Below are 22269 nucleotides of genomic sequence, written 5' to 3'. Positions count from 1 at the left end.
TGGCCGTACCGCGACCGTGCGTCCACAGTGGACCGGAACGCCGGACCGGGTTGTACGATCCCTTCGGTGAGCTCGCTACGCGTCGCGTTGTGCCAGGTGAACCCGCACGTCGGCGACCTGGACGGCAACGTCGCCCGGATCCTCGACCAGCTCGACCGCGCCGAGGCCGCCGGCGCGGACGTCGCCCTGTTCCCGGAACTCGCGATCACCGGCTACCCGCCGGAGGACCTGCTCCTCAAACCCGGGTTCGTGCGGGACGGACTGGAGCGGCTCGACCGGGTCGCGGCGGCCACCCGGGGCAGGCGGTGCGTCGCGGTGGTCGGGTACGCCGCGGTGGAGCGGGACCTGTTCAACGCGGCGGCGGTGTGCGCGGACGGCGCGGTCGTCGGCACCTACCACAAGCGCCACCTGCCGAACTACGCCGTGTTCGACGAGCGGCGGTACTTCGTGCCGGGTCGGGCGCCGTCCACCCTGTTCCGGATCGGCGGGACGACCGTCGGCGTGGCGATCTGCGAAGACGTCTGGAACCCGGCCGGTCCCATCGCCGAGCAGGCCGCGGGCGGCGCCGAGCTGGTGCTGGTGCTCAACGCCTCGCCGTACTTCGTCGGCCGGATCGAGGAGCGCGACCGGATGCTGCGCACCCGGGCCGTCGACTCGGCCGTGGCCATCGCCTACGTCAACCAGGTCGGCGGTCAGGACGAACTGGTCTTCGACGGCGGTTCGACGGTGATCGACGCGACCGGCGAGGTCGTGGCGCGGGCACCGCAGTTCGAGGAGGTCCAGCAGGTCGTGGACGTGCCGGTGGGTCCGGTGTGGCGCAACCGGCTGCTCAGCTCGCGCGAAGACCTGCCCACCGCGTCGCTGCCGGTGGTCTCCTTGCCGCACAAGGCAACCACGACCGCGCCGGTGCCGACGACACCCGCGCCGCGGCTGGGCCGGCTCGCCGAGATCTACGCCGCGCTCGTCCTGGGCACCCGGGACTACGCGCGCAAGAACGGCTTCACGGACGTCGTCCTCGGACTGTCGGGCGGGCTCGACTCGGCGTTGGTCGCCGCGATCGCGGCCGACGCGGTCGGACCGGAACGCGTCCACGCGGTGGCCCTGCCCACCCGCTACTCGTCGGACGAGTCCTCGACGGACGCCAAGGTGGTCGCGGGCAACCTCGGCATCGACTTCCGGACCATCCCGGTCGAACCGGCGTTCGGCGCCACCCTCGACATGCTCGCGCCGTCCTTCGCCGGTCTGGAGCCCGACGTCACCGAGGAGAACCTCCAGGGCCGCATCCGGGCGAACGTGATGATGGCCCTGGCCAACAAGTTCCCCGGCTGGCTGGTCCTCATCTGCGGCAACAAGAGCGAACTCGCGGTCGGCTACACGACGGTCTACGGCATCGACATGGCGGGCGGGTTCGCCGTCCTCAAGGACCTGACCAAGACCACCGTCGGCGCGTTGGCCCGGCACCGCAACGAGGTGGCGGGCCACGACCTCATCCCCGAGGCGATCCTGACCAAGCCGCCGTCGGCGGAGCTGCGGCCGGGCCAGGTCGACACCGACTCGCTGCCGCCCTACCCGGAGCTGGACCCGATCGTGGTGGCCTACGTCGAGCAGGACGCGACCGCCGAGGACCTGATCGCGGCCGGCCACCCGGAGGACCTGGTCCGGCGGATCACCCGACTGATCGACGTCGCCGAGTGGAAGCGCCGCCAGGCGCCCGTCGGGGTCCGGGTGACCGCCAAGGCCTTCGGCAAGGACCGCCGGATGCCGATCACCAACGGTTACCGGTGGTGATCGCGCCGGGCGCAGCGGGTCGCCGAACGGACGCACCAGCGGCCTGCCTTCGGAGGCCCGATGCCCCGTGCGACCGCACGCCCCGCAGCCCCGCCGGACCGCCGGACGAGGCACCCGACCGCCCCGAGACCCGGTTCCACACCCCGGAAAAGGCCCTGAACAGGGTGGAGGTCACGGCACGCCCGCGACCCGGCCGTACCCTCCCCCGCGCCACGCCACCGGGAAAACCTGTGGTCATGGGACGAGAGCGGGCCCGATCCTCCCGGCGGACGGGCCGAACGGCCGCACAGCTTCCCGGTGGTTCGGCGCAACCGTCAACTGTGTCCTTCGTCAACCGGGCCAGAGTTGATTGATTCCAGAAACTGAACCACACTACGGCGCGTGCCCACGGCCTCCGACTTCGAGCAGCTGTTGCGCGGCGCGTCACTGCGCGTGACGAGCCCTCGGATCGCCGTGCTCGCCGCCGTCCACGACCGGCCGCACGCCGACACCGACTCGATCATCGGCGTCGTGCGGGACAAGCTCGGCGCCGTGTCGCACCAGGCCGTGTACGACGTGCTGCGCGCGTTGACCACCGCGGGCCTGCTGCGCCGGATCGAACCGCCCGGCTCCGTGGCGCGCTACGAGGCGCGGGTAGGGGACAACCACCACCACGTCGTGTGCCGGTCCTGCGGCGCCATTGCCGACGTCGACTGCGCCGTCGGCGCCGCACCGTGCCTGACCGCCTCCGACTCCCGCGGCTTCATGATCGACGAAGCCGAGGTCGTGTACCGGGGTTTGTGCCCCGCCTGCTTGGATTCACCGTTGTCGAACTGACCACCCCGGAAGGATTCCCGTGTCCGACAGTCCGAACGCCGTCGTTGGAGAGATGAACGAGGAAGGCGCGGGTGGGTGCCCGGTCCCACACGGGCGCATCAGCCACCCGACCGAGGGCGGTAGCAACCGTGACTGGTGGCCGAACCAGCTCAACCTGAGGATCCTCCGCAAGCACCCCGCGGTCGCCGACCCGTTCGGCGGGACGTTCGACTACGCGGCCGAGTTCGCCACCCTCGACCTCGACGCCCTCGCGGCCGACGTGGACGCCGTGCTGACCACCTCGCAGGACTGGTGGCCCGCCGACTTCGGCCACTACGGCCCGTTCATGATCCGGATGGCCTGGCACAGCGCCGGCACCTACCGGGTCCAGGACGGCCGCGGCGGCGCGGGCGCGGGCATGCAGCGCTTCGCGCCCCTCAACAGCTGGCCGGACAACGGCAACCTGGACAAGGCCCGCCGCCTGCTGTGGCCGGTCAAGCAGAAGTACGGCCGCAGGATCTCCTGGGCCGACCTGATGATCTTCACCGGCAACCGCGCCCTGGAGACCATGGGCTTCCCGACGTTCGGCTTCGCCGGCGGTCGCGCCGACGTGTGGGAGCCCGACGAGGACGTGTACTGGGGCCCGGAGCGCACCTGGCTCGGCGACGAGCGCTACTCGGGTGACCGCGACCTCGCGAACCCGCTCGCCGCGGTCCAGATGGGCCTCATCTACGTCAACCCCGAGGGCCCCAACGGCAACCCGGACCCGCTGGCCGCCGCCCGCGACATCCGCGACACGTTCGGCCGCATGGCGATGAACGACGAAGAGACCGTCGCCCTCATCGCGGGCGGCCACACCTTCGGCAAGGCGCACGGCGCCGCCAACCCGGACCTGCACGTCGGCGCCGAGCCCGAGGGCGCGCCGCTGGAGGAGCAGGGCCTGGGCTGGAGCAACAGCTTCGGCAGCGGCAAGGGTAGGGACGCGATCACCAGCGGCCTCGAGGTCACCTGGACCGCCACGCCCACCCGGTGGAGCAACAGCTTCTTCGAGAACCTCTTCGGCTACGAGTGGGAGCTGACCAAGAGCCCCGCCGGCGCCCACCAGTGGCAGCCCAAGGACGGCGCCGGCGCGAACACCGTGCCGGACCCCGAGGACGGCTCGCTCGTGCGCCCGCCGACGATGCTGACCACCGACCTGTCGCTGCGGTTCGACCCGATCTACGAGCCCATCTCGCGGCGCTTCCTGGAGAACCCGGACCAGTTCGCGGACGCGTTCGCCCGCGCCTGGTTCAAGCTCACCCACCGCGACCTCGGCCCGATCCAGCGCTACCTCGGCCCGCTGGTGCCGCAGGAGGAGCTGCTCTGGCAGGACCGCCTGCCGGTCGTCGACCACGAGCTGGTGGACGCCGACGACGTCGCGGCCCTCAAGCGCGACATCCTCGCCACCGGCCTCTCGGTGTCGCAGCTGGTGTCCGCGGCGTGGGCGTCGGCCTCGACGTTCCGCGGCAGCGACAAGCGCGGCGGCGCCAACGGCGCCCGGGTCCGCCTCGAGCCGCAGCGCGGCTGGGAGGTCAACGAGCCCGACGCGCTGGCCACCGTGCTGCACGCGCTGGAGGGTGTGCGCGAGCGGTTCGACGGCGCGCAGACCGGCGGCAAGAAGGTCTCGCTGGCCGACCTGATCGTGCTGGGCGGCGTCGCGGCGGTCGAGCAGGCCGCCAAGAACGCGGGCCACGACGTGACGGTGCCGTTCACGCCGGGCCGCACCGACGCCTCGCAGGAGCAGACCGACGCCGACTCGTTCGCGCCGCTGGAGCCCACCGCGGACGGCTTCCGCAACTACCTCGGCAAGGGCCACCGCCTCCCGGCGGAGTTCCTGCTCGTGGACCGGGCGAACCTGCTCACCCTCAGCGCTCCCGAGCTGACCGTCCTCATCGGCGGCCTGCGGGTGCTGGGCGCGAACCACCAGCGGTCCTCGCTGGGTGTCCTCACCACCACGCCGGAGTCGCTCACCAACGACTTCTTCGTGAACCTGCTCGACATGGGCACCGAGTGGAAGGCGACGTCCCAGGACGCCGAGACCTTCGAGGGCCGCGACCGCGCCACCGGCGAGGTCAAGTGGACCGGCAGCCGCGTCGACCTGGTGTTCGGCTCGAACTCCGAGCTGCGCGCCGTGGCCGAGGTCTACGCCAGTGACGACGCCCGGGAGAAGTTCGTCGCCGACTTCGTCTCCGCGTGGGTCAAGGTCATGGACCTCGACCGGTACGACGTCGCGTGATCCGCTCCGCCCGGGTCGGCCACCCCTCGGCCGACCCGGGCGGAACCCGCGTCACCCCACCCCTTCGCCCGACCGACCGTCGAGCCGCACCGCCCGCACGTCCGGCAGCAGCAGCACCGCGCTCGTGAGCACCTGGCACGCCGCCGCGAACCACAGCACCGGCCCGATTCCCACCACCGCCGCCACCGGTCCCGCCGCGGCCAGGCCCACCGGCCCGAGCGCGAACGCGCCGAGCAGCTCGTAGGACGTGACCCGGGACAGCACGTCGCCCGGTACGTGGGTCTGCTCCGCGGTGCGCCACAACGTCGCGAAGACGCTCGAACTCACCCCCACCGCGAACGCGGCCACCGCCACCACCGGCACCGGCGCCCGCAGCGCGAGGAAACCCAGCGGCAGCACCCAGAGCAGCTGCACCAGCACGATCGTCACCAGCGGTCGGCGCACCCGGACCCGCAGCAGCACGAGCCCGCCCAGGACCGCGCCCGCGCCCTGCGCCGCCGAGATCGCGCCCCACGCCCAGGCACCGCCCAGCGACTCCCGCGCGACGACCGGCCCCAGCACCAGGAACGGCGCCACCACGGTCAGGTTCCACAGCGCCGGCCGCACGATGCCGGTCCACAGCCGGCGCCGCGAGCGGAACGCGTCCCAGCCCTCCCGCAGGTCGACCAGGATCGACGGTCGGCGCGCGGTCGCGGCCCGCGCCGGCACCCGCACGCCCGCGAGGAACACCGCGCCGAGCAGGTAGGTCGCGCCGTCGATCACCAGCACCGCGGCCGAACCGCCCACCGCCACCAGCACGCCGGCGAGCGCGGGACCGGCCACCTCGGGAACGGACTTCGCCGGCGCCAGGAACGAGTTCGCCCGTTGCAGCCGGTCCACCGGCACCAGGTCGGGTACCGAGGCGCTCAGCGCCGGCTGGTAGAACGCCGCCGCGCCACCGCGCACCGCGGCCGGCACCATCAGCTCCCACAGCCGCGCCGTGCCGGTGACCACGAGCACCGCGAACAGGAACTGCGCCGCCGCGCACACCAGGTCCGCGCCCACCATCACCGCCCGTCGCGACACCCGGTCCGCGAGCACGCCGCCGACCGGCAGCAGCACGATCGTCGGCACCACGCCGGAGGCGAAGACCAGCCCCAGCGCGGTCGGCGACGCGTCCACGTCCAGCACCGCGAACGTCATGGCCACCGGTGCCGGCGACGAGCCGGTCAACGAGGTGGCGTAGCCGAGGAAGAACCGGCGGAAGCGCCTGTCCCCCAACACTTCCGCCGCGTCCCGCCACCGGCCGCGCCGCGCCGGCGTCGCTTGTGTCCCCTCCGTCGGTCCCCCCGGATCCGCGTCGTGATCATCACCCGTGTCCAGGATGTCCGGGTTCGGCGGCCGCGGGCCGGCCGGGCGCCGGAGCATTATCTTCGGTCTGCACTGAAGGAATAGGGATGCTGGAATAATCCACCCGTGCGGGGTGAGCGGAAGGGTGGCAAAGGTCGGCCGGCGGTCAGCCGATCGGGCGAGTACTCGTCGGTAACGGACGGCGCGGGTGATCGCGATCCCGTAGCGCCGCGCACCCCGGTCGGCGCGGGCGGGTGGCACGGCGTCGCGTGGACCTGCGGATAACACGAATTCGTAGTGGACATACAAATCCGAGGGCCCCGTCTTGGATGTTGCGACGGTGAGGAAGTCACCGGTGTGGTCGCTAGACTCCGGCACCAGACCAGTGGAGGGACTCATTCCGGTGTTCCGTCGTATCGCCATCGTCAACCGTGGTGAAGCCGCGATGCGGCTCATCCAGGCCGTCCGCGAGTTGGCCGCGGAGACCTCGACACCGATCGAGACCGTCGCGCTGCACACCGACGTCGACCGCACGGCCACGTTCGTGCGCGAGGCGGACATCGCCTACGACCTCGGTCCCGCGTCGGCGCGCCCGTACCTCGACCTGAAGGTGCTGGAGCGCGCGCTCGTGGAGACCGGCGCGGACGCCGCGTGGGTCGGGTGGGGCTTCGTCGCCGAGGACCCGGCGTTCGCGGAGCTGTGCGAGAAGGTCGGGGTCGCGTTCGTCGGCCCCGGCGCGGACGCCATGCGGCGGCTCGGCGACAAGATCGGCGCGAAGCTGATCGCCGAGGAGGTCGGCGTGCCCGTCGCGCCGTGGAGCCGCGGCGCGGTCGAGAGCCTCGACGCCGCCCTGGAGGCCGCGGCCTCCATCGGGTACCCGCTGATGCTCAAGGCGACCGCGGGCGGCGGTGGGCGCGGTATCCGGGTGATCACCAGCGACGCCGAGCTGTCCGACGCCTACGAGCGCACCAGCCAGGAGGCGGCGCGGGCGTTCGGCAGCGGCGTGGTGTTCCTGGAGCGGCTCGTCACCGGCGCCCGGCACGTCGAGGTGCAGGTCATCGCGGACGGTCACGGCACCGCGTGGGCGCTGGGCGTGCGGGACTGCTCGGTGCAGCGGCGCAACCAGAAGGTGATCGAGGAGTCGGCCTCGCCGGTGCTCGCGCCCGAGCAGGTCGCGGAGCTGAAGGCCTCGGCCGAGCGGCTGGCCGTCGCGGTCGGTTACTGCGGCGCGGCGACCGTCGAGTTCCTCTACCACCCCGGCGACCGGCTGTTCGCGTTCCTGGAGGTCAACACCCGACTCCAGGTCGAGCACCCGATCACCGAGATCACCACCGGGTTCGACCTGGTCAAGGCCCAGCTGCACGTCGCGTCCGGCGGTCGGCTGGAGGGCAGCCCGCCGGTCGAGCGCGGGCACGCGATCGAGGCCAGGCTCAACGCCGAGGACCCCGACCGCGACTTCGCCCCGTCACCGGGTCGCATCGCGCGGCTCGGGCTCCCGGCGGGACCCGGCATCCGGGTCGACACCGGTGTCAGCGAGGGCGACGTCATCCCGGGCGACTTCGACTCGATGGTCGCCAAGATCATCGCCTACGGCAAGGACCGCGACGAGGCGCTGGGCAGGCTGCGCCGGGCCATGGCGCAGACCACGCTGATCATCGAGGGCGGCGCGAGCAACAAGAGCTTCGTGCTCGACCTGCTCGACCAGCCGGAGGTGATCGACGGCAGCGCGGACACCGGCTGGATCGACCGCGTCCGCGGCGAGGGCAGGCTCGTCGCCCACCGGCACTCCGGCGTCGCGCTGGTCGCCGCCGCGATCGAGGTGTACGAGGAGGAGGAGCGCGCCGAGCGGCAGCGACTGCTGTCCACCGCGTTCGGCGGCCGCCCCCAGGTGCAGCACAAGAGCGGCCGGCCGCTGACGCTCAAGCTCGGCGGCGCCGGCTACCGGGTGCGCGTGGCCCGGGTCGGCGCGCACCGGTTCCGGGTCGGCGTGGAGGCGGGCGAGGACGTCCGCACCGCCGACGTGCGACTGGACCGCTACGACCGGTACCGCGGCCAGATCACCGTGAACGGCGCGCGGCACCGGCTGCTCATCGGCACGCACGGCCCGACCCACCTGGTCGAGGTCGACGGCGTGGCGCACCGGGTCAGCCGGGACGAGGGCGGCGTGGTCCGCTCCCCCGCGCCCGCGCTGGTCGTCGCGCGGCCGGTGGAGGTCGGCGCCGAGGTCGAGGCCGGCGCGCCGGTGCTGGTGCTCGAGAGCATGAAGATGGAGACGGTGCTCTGGGCGCCGTTCAAGGGCAGGCTCAAGGAAATCCTGGTCACCGTCGGCAGCCAGGTCGAGGCCGGCACGCCGCTGCTGCGCCTGGAACCGATCGCGGAGGCCGACGGCGAGGTCGCGCGGCCGCGGCCGTCGGTCGAGCTGGACCTGCCCGCCGCGCCGGCGCAGGTGTCCTCGTGGGACCGCGCCACCCGCGGCCTGGAGGACCTGCGCAGCCTGCTGCTGGGCTTCGACGTCGACCCGCACGACGAGGGCCGGGTGCTCGAGGACTACCTGGCCGTGCGCCGGGCGGAGGCCGAGGCGGGCCACCGGCCGCTGGAGGCCGAGATCGGCCTGGTCGAGGTGTTCGCCGACCTCGCCGAGCTGAGCCGCAACCGGCCCGCGGGCGGTGACCTCGTCGCCGGCGACGTGCACAGCGCGCGCGAGTACTTCCACACCTACCTGCAAAGCCTCGACGTCGAGCGCGCCGGGTTGTCCGAGGGCTTCCAGGCCAAACTCGCCAAGGCGCTGCGCAACTACGGCGTCGCCGACCTGGAGCGCTCGCCGGAGCTCGAGGCCGCGGTGTTCCGGATCTTCCTGGCCCAGCAGCGCGCCGCCGCGGACGCCGCGGTCGTCACCGCGCTGCTCAGCTCGTGGCTGCGGGAACTGCCGCCGGACGAGACGCTGCGCGAGCCCGCCGGTCTCGCGCTGGAGCGGCTGGTGGCCGCGACGCAGGTCCGCTTCCCCGCGGTCGCCGACCTGGCGCGCGGCGTGGTGTTCGCCTGGTTCGCGCAACCGCTGCTGCGCCGCAACCGGGCCCGGGTCTACGCCGACGTCCGCAAGCACCTGCGCCACCTCGACCTGCACCCGGACGCGGCCGACCGCGCCGAGCGGGTCGCCGAGATGGTGGGCAGCACCGAGCCGCTGGTCCGGCTGCTCGGCCAGCGCCTGCTGCGCGACAACGTGGACAACGCGGTCGTGCTGGAGGTGCTGACCCGGCGGTACTACGGCAACAAGGGCCTGGCCGGTGTCCGCACCAGCCCGGTGGCCGGCTGCACGTTCGTGGTCGCCGACCGGGCCGACTCGCGGCTGGTGTCCACCGCGGTGCGCTTCGACGCGCTCGGTGACGCGCTGCGCGGGTTGGCCGAGCTGGCCGCCGGCGGCACGGCCGTGGACGCGGACGTCTACCTCGCCTGGGAGGAGCAGCCGGCGGAGTCCGCCGCCGCGGCCGCCGCCCTGCACGAGGTCGTCGCCGCGCACCCGCTGCCGAGCCAGGTCCGCAGGCTCACCACGACGGTCGCGGGCAGCCGCGGCGCGGTGATGCACCACCACTTCACGTTCCGCCCGTCGACCAGCGGCATGGTCGAGGAGCGGCTGATCCGCGGCCTGCACCCCTACATCGCGCAGCGGATGCAGATGGAGCGGCTGCGCAACTTCGACCTGACCCGGGTGCCGTCGTCGGACGAGGACGTGTACCTCTTCCACTGCGTGGCGCGCGGGAACCCGTCGGATGAGCGGCTGGTGGCGTTCGCGCAGGTCCGCGACCTGACCGAACTGCGGGAGCAGGACGGCCGGTTGGTCGCGCTGCCCACCGCGGAGGACACCGTCGCGGCGTGCCTGGACTCGATCCGCCGCGCGCAGGCCGCCCGGCCGTCGCGCAAGCGGGTCGCCACCAACCGGATCGTGGTCTACATCTGGCCGCCGGCCGAGATCACCCGCGCGGAGCTGGACGGGCTCGCCAAGCGGATCCTGCCGACGACCGCGGGCGCCGGGCTGGAGGAGATCCTGTTCATCGCGCGTCGGCGTGACGCGAACACCGGCGAGCTGGCCAAGACCGCCGTGCGGATCCGCTTCAACCCCGCGGGCGACACCGAGTTGTCCGTGGGCGAGCCGAGCGACGAGCCGGTCGAGCCGCTGGACGACTACCGCCAGAAGGTGCTGCGGGCGGCGGGCCGGAACACGGTCTACCCGTACGAGCTGACCGGCGTGCTGGGCGAGTTCGTCGAGCACGACCTGGACGAGGCGCACGCGCTGGTGCCCGTGGACCGGCCGAAGGGGCGCAACTCGGCGGCGATCGTCGCCGGTGTGGTCACCACGCCGACCAGGCGGCACCCGCAGGGCGTCACCCGCGTGGTGATCCTGGGCGACCCGACGAAGTCGCTGGGCGCGCTGTCGGAGCCGGAGTGCCGGCGGGTGATCGCGGCGCTGGACCTGGCCGAGCGGATGCGGGTACCGCTGGAGTGGTTCGCGCTGTCCTCGGGCGCGCGGATCTCGATGGCCTCGGGCACCGAGAACATGGACTGGGTCGCGGCCGCGCTCAAGCGGATCGTGGAGTTCACCCAGGACGGCGGCGAGATCAACATCGTGGTCGCGGGCATCACCGTCGGCGCGCAGCCGTACTGGAACGCCGAGGCCACGATGCTCATGCACACCAAGGGAATCCTGGTGATGACGCCGGACTCGACCATGGTGCTGACGGGCAAGCAGGCGCTCGACTTCTCCGGCGGCGTGTCGGCCGAGGACAACTTCGGCATCGGCGGCTACGACCGGGTCATGGGCCCGAACGGCCAGGCGCAGTACTGGGCGCCGGACCTGCTCGGCGCGCGTGACGTGCTGATGGCGCACTACGACCACACCTACGTCGCGCCGGGCGAGGCCGCGCCGCGCCGGGCGAGGACGAACGACCCGGTCGACCGGGACGTCTCGTCGTTCCCGCACGCGGTGGCGGGCAGCGACTTCACCACGGTCGGCGAGATCTTCTCGGTCGAGCACAACCCGGACCGCAAGAAGGCGTTCGACATCCGCACGGTGATGCGCGCGCTGGCCGACCAGGACCACCCGGTGCTGGAGCGCTGGGCGGGCATGGCCGACGCGGACACCGCCGTGGTGCAGGACGTCCACCTCGGCGGGTGGCCGGTGTGCCTGGTGGGCATCGAGTCCCGGCCGGTGCCGCGGCGCGGGTTCCCGCCCACCGACGGCCCGGACACCTACACCGGCGGCACGCTGTTCCCCCGTTCGTCCAAGAAGGTCGCGCGGGCGATCAACTCGGCGAGCGGCAACCGGCCGCTGGTGGTGCTGGCCAACCTGTCCGGCTTCGACGGCTCGCCGGAGTCGATGCGGAAGCTACAGCTGGAGTACGGCGCCGAGATCGGTCGCGCGGTGGTGAACTTCCGGGGCCCGATCGTGTTCTGCGTGATCTCCCGGTACCACGGCGGCGCGTTCGTCGTGTTCTCCAAGGCGCTCAACCCGTCGATGACGGTGCTGGCGCTGGAGGGCTCGTTCGCCTCGGTGCTCGGCGGCGCGCCCGCCGCGGCCGTGGTGTTCTCGGCCGACGTCGACAGCCGCACCGCGGCCGACCCGCGGGTGAAGGAGCAGGAGTCCCGCGTGGCGGCGGCCACCGGCACCGACCGCGCCGCGCTGACCGCGGAGCTGGACGAGCTGCGCGCCGCGGTCCGCGCGGACAAACTGGGCGAGGTGGCGGCGGAGTTCGACCGGGTCCACGACATCCGCCGCGCGGTGGAGGTCGGCTCGGTGGACGCGGTGATCAGCACCGCCGACCTCCGACCGCGCATCGTGGAGGTCATCGAGTCGCACGGGCGCTGACGCGCGAGTAACGCACAACGCCCCCTCCCGGGTTCGGGAGGGGGCGTTGTGCGTGGCGGGGACGGCGGTGCGCAAACTCCTTGCGGGGCAAGGGTTGTCGGGCCGGAGCAGGGGCGCGGACGCGGTGGCGCGAGGGCACACCGCAGCGCACTCACCCGAACGCACGGCGACGTGCCCGACTCACGCCCCCGCGAAGGCACCCGCCCAGCCCCGCCCGAAGACACCACGCCGGCATCCCGGTGCGGGACCGCGGACGCGGGGGCAGCACCCTCGCCCGAACGCACGGCGATGGGCACAGCTCCCGCGCTCGAAGGCACACGCTCAGGCGCCCTCACCCGGAGGCACCGCGTCAGGCAGGCCGGCGCAGGGGCGCGAAAACACACCGCAGCGCACTCGCCCGAACCCACGCGACGTGCCCGACTCACGCCCGCGAAGGCACACGCTCAGGCCCGCCCCCGCCCGGAGGCACCGTGTCGGGGCGGGAGCGCGGTCCGCGCGCGCGTCGCCTCGCGGCCGAACCCGAGATCCGCGCGCCGGCGGACAAGTCCTCGCTCTCCCGCGGTCAGCGGGTGAAAACCGTGATCGCGCTCGGCGTCACGAACCACAGGGCGTCCTTCGCCAGCACCGCGCTGCCGAAGAGGCACGCGTTGTAGGCCGGCTTCGGCTTGTCGCACTCCTCGGGCACGATCGAGGACGTGCCGGTCGCGGTGTCCACGACCTCGGCCAGGCCGTCCACGACCACGGCGGCCTCGGTGCCGTAGGTCGACAGGCTGTCGATGGAGGCGGTCGGCTTCGCGCGGCCGTCGGCGAAGAGCCTGGTGAACTCCAGGGGTGTCGCGGCGCCCTTCGACGGGTCGACCAGCCACAGCTTGCCCTGGTGCGCGAACACCGCCTTGTCGCCCACCGTCGCCGGTCCGGCGATCACGCCGTCCGCCTTGACGTCGATCGGGCGCACCGAGTCCTTCGCCGGGTCGAACGCCAGCAGGTGGTCGTACTCGGGCGGCGCGGTGAGCGGTGTGGTCTTGGCGACGACGCCGTACCAGATCAGACCCGCCGCCGCGCCCAGGACGCGGTGGTCGAGCGTCGCGCCCGCCGGCACCTCCGGGCCGCTCGGGTCGGTCAGCGGCCAGTTGCGCAGCGGCACCGCGTCGGCCGTGTCGAGCTCGAAGAGGGTGTCGCCGACGAGCGCGTAGGCGAACTCGCCGTCCGGCTCGGACACCGGCTTGCCCGGCTTGACCTCCGCGTCGGTCGAGGGCAGCTGCCGGTACGCGGACACCGCGCCGGTCGCCCGGTCGACGCCCTGGAGGTTGCCCGCGCCGGTGTCGAGGAACACCGCGTGCGCCGACGAGGCGATGGCGTTGACGTTGTCCGCCGCGGCGAGCGCCCTGGCCGCGACGGTGATCGTCTTCTTCAGCGCGTGCGAGCCCAGGTCGAACACGTGCACCACGGACGCGCCCTTGGTGGTCGCCGACACCCACAGCTCGTCGCCGATCCGCTGGGCGCGCCCGAAGCTGGTGTCCTCGAGCTTGATCTCCGGCGACCGGGTCCACTTCGCCGACGCGGCACGCCCCGAGGACGTCGCGGCGGACGCCGGGGTCGGCTGCGCGCCGGTCGTTCCCCCGGCCTCGGTCGGCGCGCCGCCGCACGCGGCGGTCAGTGCGCCGACGAGGGCGATGGCGAGCACGGACCGGCCCCGGATGTGTGTGGCGGCCATTCGGCGTTACCTCCCGCGAGGGCGCGCGGTGGCCGGCGCGCCCCATGATCGACGTCTCGCAAGAGGACGTCGCGGTCGGGCGGTCCGCCGCTACGCGGTTCGGGCGCCGTTATTCCATCGTGTCCGAAATGACCGGCACCTCCCGAGGTCAGGTCAGGTAGTACCCGCCGGTCGTGCGCGGCGTGGTGCTGTCCGCCGTGCCGTCGTGCACCGCGCGCCAGTAGCCCGACGCGGGCTCGGTCACGGTGACGAAGTAGTGGAAGAGCCCGGAGAGCAGCGGGTAGACGGTCGGCGACGAGCGGTGCTGCCAGGTCACGCCGTCCGGGGAGAACTCGATCCGGACGGTCAGCGGCTCCGGCGGGAGGATCTTGCTCCCGATGAACAGGGTGCCGGTCGACCGCACGACGCCGGCCGCGTCCCGGCTCGGCGCCGACAGCGACAGGCTCAGGTCCTGGCGCACGCCCAGCCTGGTCGTGACCACCTGCGCGCCGCCGCCGGAGATCCGCCAGTAGCCGGTGCGGTACGGGGTGACGGTCAGGGTGTAGTGGCCGCCGGCGTCCGCGCTCGTGTTCGCGCCGCCGCCCCAGATGTCGGTGCACGCGGGGTTCAGGCACAGGTCGCCGTGCACGCCCGCGCCGCCGACGCCGGTCCACACCCCCGGCGAGGTCTCCTCGGTGACCTCGCCGGAGATGGTGGTGCTCTGCTGGGGGTCCACGGCCGCGACGGCGGGAGTGGCGGTGATCTGCCGGGTCAGCGGGAGGGCTTGGACGGGTGTCGCGGTGGCCGCCACGAGGGCGAGCGCGGCGACGAGGGAGCGGATCATGCGGGTACCTGCCTCCGGTCGGGGAACGCTGTGTCCCGCACGCTCTGTCGGGGCGCGCGCGCAGTGCGTTACCCACCGCTCACCCGGCTGAACCCGTTGCGGCACAAGCACTACAGCGTTTCCAGGAGGTGGAGCACGAGCGCGTCGGCGGCCCGGCGCACGAAGCCCGGCCACGCCGGCACGACCCCGGTCCTGGGAAACTCGAGGCATGGAATTCAGGCTGTTGGGGGACATCTCGGCCTGGCACGACGGTGATCAGGTCGAGCTGGGTCACGCGCGACAACGGGGTGTGCTGGCCGCGCTGCTGGTCGACGTCGAGCCGGTGCCGTTGGACCGGTTGGTGGCCCGGGTGTGGGGCGACGACGCGCCGCTGGGCGTGCGCACGACCCTGTACGGCTACGTGCACCAGTTGCGCCGGGCGCTCGCGCCGACGACCGCGACGATCGTCCGCCGGTCCGGTGGCTACGCGGTCACCGTCGACCCGTCCGACGTCGACCTGCACCGCTTCACCGACCTGCTGGCCCGGGCCCGCGACCTGCGGGGCGACGAGCGCTCGCTGGCCCTGGTCGACGAGGCGCTGGGGCTGTGGCGCGGCGAGCCGTGCGCGGGCGTGGAGTCGGCGTGGTTCAGCGGGGTGCGCGCCGGGCTGGAACGGCAGCACCTGGCCGCGGTGCTGGACCGCAACGACATCGCGCTGCGCCGCGGCGAGCACCACGAACTGCTCACCGACCTGGCGGCGCTCGTCCACCGGTACCCGTTGGACGAGCGCGTGGCCGCCCAGTTCATGCTCGCCGCCTACCGGGGCGGACGCCAGGCGGACGCGTTGACCTGCTACGACCGGCTGCTCAAGCGGCTGGCGGACGAACTGGGCGCCGATCCCGGGCCCGAGGCGCGCCTGCTGCACGAGCGGATCCTGCGCGCGGACCCCGTGCTGACCCCGACCGATCGCGCGCCGCGCCAACTGCCCGCGCCGCCGACGGCGTTCCTCGGTCGCGAGCGCGAACTCGCCAGGCTGGACGAGGCGCTGACCCGGCGCGGCACCGTGGTGATCTCGGCGATCGACGGCACCGGCGGCATCGGCAAGACCTGGCTCGCGCTGCGCTGGGCGCACGACCACGCCGAGGAGTTCACCGACGGCCACCTGTACGCGGACCTGCGCGGGTTCGACCCGACCGACGAGCCGACGCCGCCCTCTGTGGTGCTCAAGGGTTTCCTCGACACGCTGGGCGTGCCGGCCGCGTCGGTGCCCGCCGGTCTGGACGCGCAGTCCGGGCTGTTCCGCACGCTGCTCGCGGAGCGGCGGATGCTGGTGCTGCTGGACAACGCGGCCGACTCCGCCCAGGTCGTGCCGCTGCTGCCGGCGGGCGAGTCGGTGGTGCTGGTGACCAGCCGCAGGCGGCTGTCCGGGCTCGTCACCGGCCACGGCGCGACCGCGCTGGAACTCGACGTGCTGGACGAGGACACCGCGCGGGCCCTGCTCGCGAGGCACCTCGGCGCGGAGCGACTGGCCGCCGAGCCCGAGGCCGCCGACCGCGTGCTGCGGCACTGCGCCGGTCTCCCGCTGGCCATCGGCATCGCCGCCGCGCGGGCGGGCGCCGAGCCGACGCACCCGCTGGCCGCGCTCGCCGACGAACTGGACGACGACGCGTCGCGCCTGGACGCGTTCGACGCGGGCGAGCTGACCACGAACCTGCGCGCGGTGCTGTCCCTGTCGCTGCGCGCGCTCTCGCCCCGGGCGGTGACCCTGCTGGGGTTGCTGGGAATCGCGCCGGGCCCGGACATCGGCCTCGCGGCGGCCACCGCGCTCGCCGGACGGGGAGCCCGCGCGACGCTCACCGAGTTGGAGAACGCGCGGCTGGTCCGGCAGCACACCCCCGGCCGGTACCGGATGCACGACCTGGTCCGGTTGTACGCGGCGGAACTCGGCGCGCTCGACCCGGGCCGGTCCGTCGCCGGACGCCGGCTCGTGGACCACCACCTGCGCACCGCCTTCGACGCGGACCGGCTCGTGCACCCGCACCGCCCGCCGATCGTGCTGTGGCCCGAGGTCGAGGGCAGCCGTCCCGCGTCGATCGCCGACGAGGAGGCCGCCTGGGAGTGGTTCACCGTCGAGCACCAGAACAACCTGGGCGTCGTGCAGCGGCTCGCGGCCGGCACCGACGCGGCGTGGCAGCTCGCGTGGTGCCTGGACAACTTCCACACCCTGCGCGGGCACGCGAACGACGCGATCCGGGTGTGGGAGGTGGGGTTGGCCGCCGCGCTGCTGCGGGACGACGTGGAGGTGCGGCTGCTCGCGCACCGCGGGCTCGGGCGCGCCCAGGCGGTGGCCGGTCCGCTGGACGACGCGCTGCGCAACCTGGAGGAGGCGCTGGCACTGGCGCGGCGGTCCGGTGACGACGTCGCGGTCGGGCGGGTGCACCTGATCTTCGCCGTGGCGTGGGAACTGCGCCAGGACGCGGCGCGCGCCCTCCCGCACGCGGTGCGGGCGCTGGAGGTGTACCGGGGTGTCGGCGAGCCGCCGTGGGTGGTGGAGGCGCTGACCGCGGTGGCGATGCACGAGACGAGTCTCGGCGAGCACGAGCGGGCGCGGGCGCACGCGGCCGAGGCGCTGGCACTGGCCCGCGAGCACCGCATCCGGCGGGGCGAGGCGGGCGCGGTGCGCGCGCTGGCCCGGGTGGCGCACCGGACGGGCGAGCACGCCGAGGCGCTGGGGCACTACGAGGAGGCGATCGCGCTGCACCGGGTCGAGGGCAACGCGTTCGCCGTGGTGGACCTGCTGGAGGGCGTCGGCGACCTGCACGTCGACGGAGGTCGGCCGGAGCTCGCCCGGCAGGCGTGGCAGCAGGCCCTCGACCTGTGCCACGACCAGTGCCGCGCCACGGACGTCGACCGGATCCAGGCTCGGCTGGCGGATCCAAGAAGTACCCAAGAAACCCCGCCGGCGGACCCGGCACAGTGATCTTGCACGGCGGTGGGCGGGTGGACGGGGCTTGATCGAGGGGGGTCCCCGTCCAACCGCCCCCACTCCGGCGGAGTCGGCGCACACCCCAGGAACGCGCGCCTCTCCCAGTTCCGCCGGAGGCGCCGGTGGCGGGTGGTCGGCAGGTCGCGTCGGACGACCTGCCGACCTGCCGACCTGCCGGCCGCCGGGTCGCCGGTCATCCGGGCAGCATGGCGCGGCGACCGGGCGCGGCCGAGGACTGCGCCGTCATGCCGCCGTCCACCACGAGCAACTGGCCGGTGAGGTACCGGGACTCGTCGGAGGCCAGGAACACCATCGTGTGGCCGATGTCCTCGGGCGAGCCGAGGTAGGGCAGGGCGTTGCCCGCCTTGAGCGACTCGACGACCGACTCCGGCAGGTTGTCCTCCAGCGCGGGCGTCAGCACGGCGCCGGGCGCGATCGCGTTGCAGCGCACGCGCTGCGGGCCGTACTGGACGGCGATCGACTTGGTCAGGCTCACCACCGCCGCCTTCACCGCGCCGTAGGACGTCTGGGTCACGTCGCCCACCAGCGCGGCGACCGAGGCGGTGTTGACGATCGATCCGCCGCCGGCCCGGATCAGGTGCGGCATCGCGTGCCGGGCGCCGTAGAGGGTGCTGCGCAGGTTGAGCGACACGGCCCGGTCGAACTCGGCCAGGTCCATCCGCAGCAGGTCGAGGTCCGTGCGCGGGTTCGTGCCGCCGACGTGGTTGCACAGCACGTGCAGCCCGCCGAACTCGGCCACCGCCGCGGCGATCAGGTCGGCCACGGAGGCCTCGTCGGTGACGTCGACCGTGACCGGCAGCGCGGTGCCGCCCGCCTCCGCCACCAGTCGCGCGGTCTCCTTCGCGCCCTCGGCGTCGAAGTCGGCCACGACGACCCGTGCGCCCTCCCCGCTCATCAACCGGGCGGCGGCCCGGCCGATCCCGCTGCCCGCGCCGGTGATCACGGCCACTTTGCCCGCGAGGCGTCCCATCGTCGGTGTCCCTTCGTCGTGGCCGCGCGGCGCGGCCGACCGATGTGCATCATGCACACGATGTGTATAGTACACTTCCCTGGACGCCGACCGGACGGAAGGGAACCGCCGCATGAGCGACCGCGAGGACCGGGTGGGCGACCTGGAGCGGGAGTTGACCTGGCTGTCCCGGCACTTCGTCGCCTCGCGCGGCCCGCGCGCCGGCCAAACCCTGGACCGCTCCGCCTACGTCCTGCTCACCCGGCTGGAGATCGGCGAGCCGTTGACGCTCAAGGAACTCGCGCACACGTTCCAGGTCGACATCTCCACCATCAACCGCCAGGTCGGCGCGATGCTCCGCAACGGGCTGGTGGAGCGCATCCCCGACCCGGACGGCGGCATGGCCCGCAAGTTCCGCCCCACCGCGCTGGGCTTGGACCGGCTGGACGCGGACCGCGCCATCAGCCGCGCCGGCGCCGACCGGCTGATCGAGATCGCCGGGTGGGACGACGAGCGCACCGGCGAGTTCCTGACCCTGCTGACCGAGTTCAACCAGAGCATCGAGCAGCTGGAGGGCTTGACCTGGTCCCGCGCCCGGCACCCACCGGACTGACGCCCTCAGCGGACGAACCGGACCTGCGGGTAGCGCGGCGAGGGGCGCCCGAGCAGGTGGCCGTCGACCTGGCGCAGGTGCAGGTCGAAGAACGCCCGGACGTAGTCGCGTTGCGCGGTGATCGCGCGGTCCGGCGCGAGGGTGCCGATCGCACCGGTCACCTGCTCGGGCGTCAGGCCCAGCACGGGCGCGGCCTGGGGCAGCAGCGTCTCCAGGTCGGTGAACGAGATGTGGGTGGAGCCGGTGAGGGCGAGTTCGCGCTTCCAGCCGCGCTGACTCGTCCAGAACGCGTCCCAGCTCGGGTCCTCCCCGGCCGACCCGGGGTCGCTGCCGAACAGCAGGAACGGGCGGTCGGTGCCCGCCGTGACGGGCGCCAGGAGGCTGCCGTCCAGGTTGACGCCCGCCCGCAGCCGGCGGTCGACGCGCAACGCGGCCGCGGCCGTGGCGCCGCCCAGGGAGTGGCCGAGCACGCCGACCCGGGTCAGGTCGAACGCGCGGGTGAGCGTGGCGGGCAGGGGTTGCCGGTCGGCGTCGGGGTTGTGCCCCGCGTCGAGCGCGGCGAGCCGGTCCAGCACGAACCGGGTGTCCGCGGTGCGCACCGCGAGGGCCTTGGCGATCAGGGCGTCGTCGATCTCGCCGGTGAGCGCGAAGGTTTCCACCCGGCCGCCGGGGAACTCGACCTGGTCCGCGTCGTAGGTGTGGTCGACGGCCGCGACCAGGTAGCCGTGGCTCGCCAACTCCTCGACCAGGGCCGTGCCGACGCTGCGGTCGCTGCGCAACCCCGGCGAGTACAGCAGGACCGACCGGCCGCACCGGCCCCGGTCCACCGGCGCGGCCTGGCGGGCGTGCGTGACGGGCAGCAGCAGGACGCCGGGCGGGATGCCCTGGCCCTGCTCGAACAGCGCGGCGGCGCCGGGTGACATCCACGGCGCGAGCGGGTGGGCGTCGCCGGGGCGCGCCGGGTACCAGAGCTGGACCACGAGTTCCCTGGTCGGGCGGGACGGCCGCCAGGGGTCGGTGCGGGAGGAGTCGACCAGGTGCAGCGACACCGTGCCCACGGGGTGCGGACCGGTCGGCGCGGGCAGGGTCAGTCGCGGCGGGCCGGCCGGCGAGGCCGCGGCGGGGCGCGCGACGGCCGGCGCGGTGGAAGTGACGGCGGTGGTGACGGCGGTGGCCGCGGCGGCGGCGAGCAGCGTTCGGCGACGGAGCAGGTTCTCGTTCGGCATGGGCGAAAATGTAAGGTTCACCTTCCATCCAGTCAAGGTCGCTTGACACTGTGGAAGGGACGGCTTACCTTTTGCCACATGGCACACGAGGCACGGCAAGATCAAGTCACCCGGGCGGCCCGCCGCGCCGTGCTCATCGACGGCATCCCGGTGTCGACGCTGGGCGTGGTCGCGCTGGCCCTGGGCAGCAACCCCGACCAGAGCACCGCGCAGAAGGCCTGGTGGATCGCGATCACCACCGCGTTCGCCCTGGCGGTGGTGTGGGTGCTGGTGCGGGCGTTCCGGCGCGCGGACGAGTACCTGCGCAAGGTCCAGCTGGAGAGCATGGCGATCGCGTTCGCCGCGGTCCTCGTCGGACTCCAGGTGGCCACCCTGCTGGACGCCGCCGGCATTGTCGCGCTGCACCAGTTGGCGCAGCTGATCCTGCTCGGCGGTGTCGCGATCTGGTTGTCGATCGCGGACCTGCGCACCCGCTTCCACCGCTGAGGGGGGATCACGTGCACAACCGGCTACGCGAGCTGCGCGCGGCCCGTCGGTGGAGCCAGGCCGACCTGGCCGACCGGTGTCAGGTCTCGCGGCAGGCCATCAACGCCGTCGAGACCGGGCGGTACGACCCCAGCCTGCCCCTGGCGTTCGCCCTCGCCGACGCGTTCGGCCTGACCATCGAGGAGATCTTCCGCCCCGACCGGGCGGAGGCCGCGGAACCGCCGGGGTGACGGTTCCGCGGTGCCGACCGTCCCTTGTGGACGGTCAGGTGGTCACCGCTGGTAGAACTTGTAGTAGTAGCCGCCCGAAGTCCCGTAGCGGTAGCACGAATGCCCCGTCGGCAGCACCGGGACGCCCCGGTTGTCGATCTTCGCGGCCACGCAGTCCGCCTCGGAGTCGTACGTGCCGGCCACCAGCCACTGGCCCAGCGCTCCCGCCTCGGCCGTGCCGCCGAACAGCAGCGCACCGACCGCGGCCAGCGCGACCACACCCGCCCGTCGTCCCATCGGACCCCCGTCTCGTCTGCCGATGATCCGACCGTAGAACCCTTGGCACGCCGACGAAAGCGACCGTTCGGCGGCGGGCCGGGCCTCGTCTTGCCGACCGGGCGCGCGGCCAGCAGCATGGAGGACGCCCGCGAGGCGCCGTCGGTCGAGGAGAGTGGCCATGCCGTTCGGACGAGTCCTGCTGATCGGGCTGAACCCCGCGCTGATCCCGGGGTGGGACCCCGAGCCGGTCCTGGCCGCGCTGGCCCGTGGTCGGGACCGGTTCCGCGAGCGCGGGATCGAGTTCGACGAGTGCCTGGTGCCGTTGGACGAGCACACCGAGGGCACCATCGCCGACGCGCTGGTCGCCGCCGACTACGCCTGCGTGGTGATCGGCGGCGGCATCCGCAAGACCGAGGAATTGCTGGAGTTGTTCGAGAAGGTGGTCAACCTGGTCCGGCTGCACGCGCCGGGCGCGGCCATCGCGTTCAACACCACGCCCGACGACACCGCCGACGCCGCGTTGCGCTGGTTGCGCCGAGGCGCTCAGAGGTAGCTGGGGCGCGGCGGGTAGCCGTCGAACGGGCCGGCGGTGCTCTCGTACACCGGCACGGGGCCCGGCGTGGTCAGGTCGTACCCCGCCGCCTGCAACGCCCGCAGCGCGGCGGTGCCGTCGGTTTCGCCGGACCACCAGGGCACCGGCGTCCACGGGTGGTACTCCCAGGTGGTTCGCCGGTCCCGGCTGCTGCTGCCGCCGTACCGGCGCAGGAGCACCCCGTCGCTGCGCACCAGCACCTGGCCGGTGACCCAGCTGTGCTCGGTGTCGGCCACGAACTCCCAGTGCGCGACGACCTCGGTCCCGTTCGGCAGCACGTCCACCGGTGGAGCCTACCCGCGCCGGAACCTGTGACCGGTAGGGCGAGCGCCGCCCGCACGATGG

General features: G+C 73.5%; 16 protein-coding genes. 9 read left to right on the top strand and 7 right to left on the bottom strand.

What is annotated here, in order from left to right:
* Window positions 1-66 precede the first annotated feature (66 nt).
* The 3 genes from AB0G50_RS32220 to katG all read left to right on the top strand — a co-directional run bounded on the left by AB0G50_RS32220 (window position 67) and on the right by katG (window position 4858).
* Complete coding sequence (locus AB0G50_RS32220; protein WP_360116458.1) at window positions 67-1788, top strand: NAD+ synthase; 1722 nt, start codon at window positions 67-69, stop codon at window positions 1786-1788.
* 381 nt (window positions 1789-2169) lie between these two features.
* On the top strand, window positions 2170-2604 hold the full coding sequence (locus tag AB0G50_RS32215; RefSeq protein WP_360116455.1) for a Fur family transcriptional regulator: 435 nt from the start codon (window positions 2170-2172) through the stop codon (window positions 2602-2604).
* 19 nt (window positions 2605-2623) lie between these two features.
* Window positions 2624-4858, top strand: a complete 2235-nt coding sequence (gene katG / locus AB0G50_RS32210; RefSeq protein ID WP_360116452.1) for a catalase/peroxidase HPI — start codon at window positions 2624-2626, stop codon at window positions 4856-4858.
* A 51-nt stretch (window positions 4859-4909) separates the two neighbouring features.
* Here katG and AB0G50_RS32205 read toward each other — a convergent pair whose 3' ends face one another.
* On the bottom strand, window positions 4910-6121 hold the full coding sequence (locus AB0G50_RS32205) for an MFS transporter (RefSeq protein WP_360116449.1): 1212 nt from the start codon (window positions 6119-6121) through the stop codon (window positions 4910-4912).
* A 469-nt stretch (window positions 6122-6590) separates the two neighbouring features.
* Here AB0G50_RS32205 and AB0G50_RS32200 point away from each other — a divergent pair, with 469 nt between their 5' ends.
* Entirely contained in the window at window positions 6591-12047 is a 5457-nt protein-coding gene (locus tag AB0G50_RS32200) for a carboxyl transferase domain-containing protein (RefSeq protein ID WP_360116446.1), read from the top strand.
* 562 nt (window positions 12048-12609) lie between these two features.
* On the opposite strand, the gene AB0G50_RS32195 is transcribed toward AB0G50_RS32200, so the two are convergent.
* The gene (locus AB0G50_RS32195; protein ID WP_360116443.1) at window positions 12610-13761 is read right to left on the bottom strand and encodes a hypothetical protein; all 1152 of its coding nucleotides are present in this window, start codon (window positions 13759-13761) and stop codon (window positions 12610-12612) included.
* A 148-nt stretch (window positions 13762-13909) separates the two neighbouring features.
* Window positions 13910-14584: a hypothetical protein gene (locus tag AB0G50_RS32190; RefSeq protein WP_360116440.1), complete on the bottom strand. Its 675-nt coding sequence runs from the start codon at window positions 14582-14584 to the stop codon at window positions 13910-13912.
* A gap of 208 nt (window positions 14585-14792) precedes the next feature.
* On the opposite strand from AB0G50_RS32190, the gene AB0G50_RS32185 reads away from it, so the two are divergent.
* A complete protein-coding gene (locus AB0G50_RS32185) occupies window positions 14793-17543 on the top strand; it encodes a BTAD domain-containing putative transcriptional regulator (RefSeq protein WP_360116437.1) in 2751 nt (916 codons plus the stop codon).
* A gap of 199 nt (window positions 17544-17742) precedes the next feature.
* On the opposite strand, the gene AB0G50_RS32180 is transcribed toward AB0G50_RS32185, so the two are convergent.
* The gene (locus tag AB0G50_RS32180) at window positions 17743-18540 is read right to left on the bottom strand and encodes an SDR family NAD(P)-dependent oxidoreductase (protein WP_360116434.1); all 798 of its coding nucleotides are present in this window, start codon (window positions 18538-18540) and stop codon (window positions 17743-17745) included.
* Between the two features lie 112 nt (window positions 18541-18652).
* Here AB0G50_RS32180 and AB0G50_RS32175 point away from each other — a divergent pair, with 112 nt between their 5' ends.
* Window positions 18653-19132, top strand: a complete 480-nt coding sequence (locus AB0G50_RS32175) for a MarR family winged helix-turn-helix transcriptional regulator (RefSeq protein ID WP_360116431.1) — start codon at window positions 18653-18655, stop codon at window positions 19130-19132.
* Window positions 19133-19137: 5 nt separating this feature from the next.
* Here the strand turns inward: AB0G50_RS32175 and AB0G50_RS32170 are convergent, their stop codons facing one another.
* Window positions 19138-20358 (bottom strand): hydrolase, encoded by a 1221-nt coding sequence (locus tag AB0G50_RS32170; protein WP_360116428.1) that lies wholly within the window; start codon window positions 20356-20358, stop codon window positions 19138-19140.
* Window positions 20359-20436: 78 nt separating this feature from the next.
* Between AB0G50_RS32170 and AB0G50_RS32165 the strand changes: the two genes are divergently transcribed.
* Window positions 20437-20844, top strand: a complete 408-nt coding sequence (locus tag AB0G50_RS32165) for a hypothetical protein (protein ID WP_360116425.1) — start codon at window positions 20437-20439, stop codon at window positions 20842-20844.
* Between the two features lie 11 nt (window positions 20845-20855).
* On the top strand, window positions 20856-21074 hold the full coding sequence (locus AB0G50_RS32160; RefSeq protein ID WP_360116422.1) for a helix-turn-helix transcriptional regulator: 219 nt from the start codon (window positions 20856-20858) through the stop codon (window positions 21072-21074).
* A gap of 42 nt (window positions 21075-21116) precedes the next feature.
* Here the strand turns inward: AB0G50_RS32160 and AB0G50_RS32155 are convergent, their stop codons facing one another.
* On the bottom strand, window positions 21117-21350 hold the full coding sequence (locus AB0G50_RS32155; RefSeq protein ID WP_360116419.1) for a hypothetical protein: 234 nt from the start codon (window positions 21348-21350) through the stop codon (window positions 21117-21119).
* A 160-nt stretch (window positions 21351-21510) separates the two neighbouring features.
* On the opposite strand from AB0G50_RS32155, the gene AB0G50_RS32150 reads away from it, so the two are divergent.
* Window positions 21511-21885: a hypothetical protein gene (locus tag AB0G50_RS32150; RefSeq protein ID WP_360116416.1), complete on the top strand. Its 375-nt coding sequence runs from the start codon at window positions 21511-21513 to the stop codon at window positions 21883-21885.
* Here the strand turns inward: AB0G50_RS32150 and AB0G50_RS32145 are convergent.
* Window positions 21876-22208, bottom strand: a complete 333-nt coding sequence (locus AB0G50_RS32145; protein ID WP_360116413.1) for a hypothetical protein — start codon at window positions 22206-22208, stop codon at window positions 21876-21878. The two genes, AB0G50_RS32150 and AB0G50_RS32145, sit on opposite strands and share 10 nt — an antisense overlap.
* Window positions 22209-22269: the final 61 nt, after the last annotated feature.

This window comes from Actinosynnema sp. NPDC020468 (assembly GCF_040642015.1).
In the GTDB taxonomy this organism is placed as follows: domain Bacteria; phylum Actinomycetota; class Actinomycetes; order Mycobacteriales; family Pseudonocardiaceae; genus Actinosynnema.
This window is presented reverse-complemented; position numbering and strand designations above follow the sequence as displayed.

What these genes read in the sequence shown, in the direction of transcription:
- AB0G50_RS32195 (WP_360116443.1), bottom strand. Translation starts at nt 13,761, where the DNA reads ATGGCCGCCACACACATCCGGGGCCGGTCCGTGCTCGCCATCGCCCTC.
- AB0G50_RS32190 (WP_360116440.1), bottom strand. Translation starts at nt 14,584, where the DNA reads ATGATCCGCTCCCTCGTCGCCGCGCTCGCCCTCGTGGCGGCCACCGCG.
- AB0G50_RS32185 (WP_360116437.1), top strand. Translation starts at nt 14,793, where the DNA reads ATGGAATTCAGGCTGTTGGGGGACATCTCGGCCTGGCACGACGGTGAT.
- AB0G50_RS32180 (WP_360116434.1), bottom strand. Translation starts at nt 18,540, where the DNA reads ATGGGACGCCTCGCGGGCAAAGTGGCCGTGATCACCGGCGCGGGCAGC.
- AB0G50_RS32175 (WP_360116431.1), top strand. Translation starts at nt 18,653, where the DNA reads ATGAGCGACCGCGAGGACCGGGTGGGCGACCTGGAGCGGGAGTTGACC.
- AB0G50_RS32170 (WP_360116428.1), bottom strand. Translation starts at nt 20,358, where the DNA reads ATGCCGAACGAGAACCTGCTCCGTCGCCGAACGCTGCTCGCCGCCGCC.
- AB0G50_RS32165 (WP_360116425.1), top strand. Translation starts at nt 20,437, where the DNA reads ATGGCACACGAGGCACGGCAAGATCAAGTCACCCGGGCGGCCCGCCGC.
- AB0G50_RS32155 (WP_360116419.1), bottom strand. Translation starts at nt 21,350, where the DNA reads ATGGGACGACGGGCGGGTGTGGTCGCGCTGGCCGCGGTCGGTGCGCTG.
- AB0G50_RS32150 (WP_360116416.1), top strand. Translation starts at nt 21,511, where the DNA reads ATGCCGTTCGGACGAGTCCTGCTGATCGGGCTGAACCCCGCGCTGATC.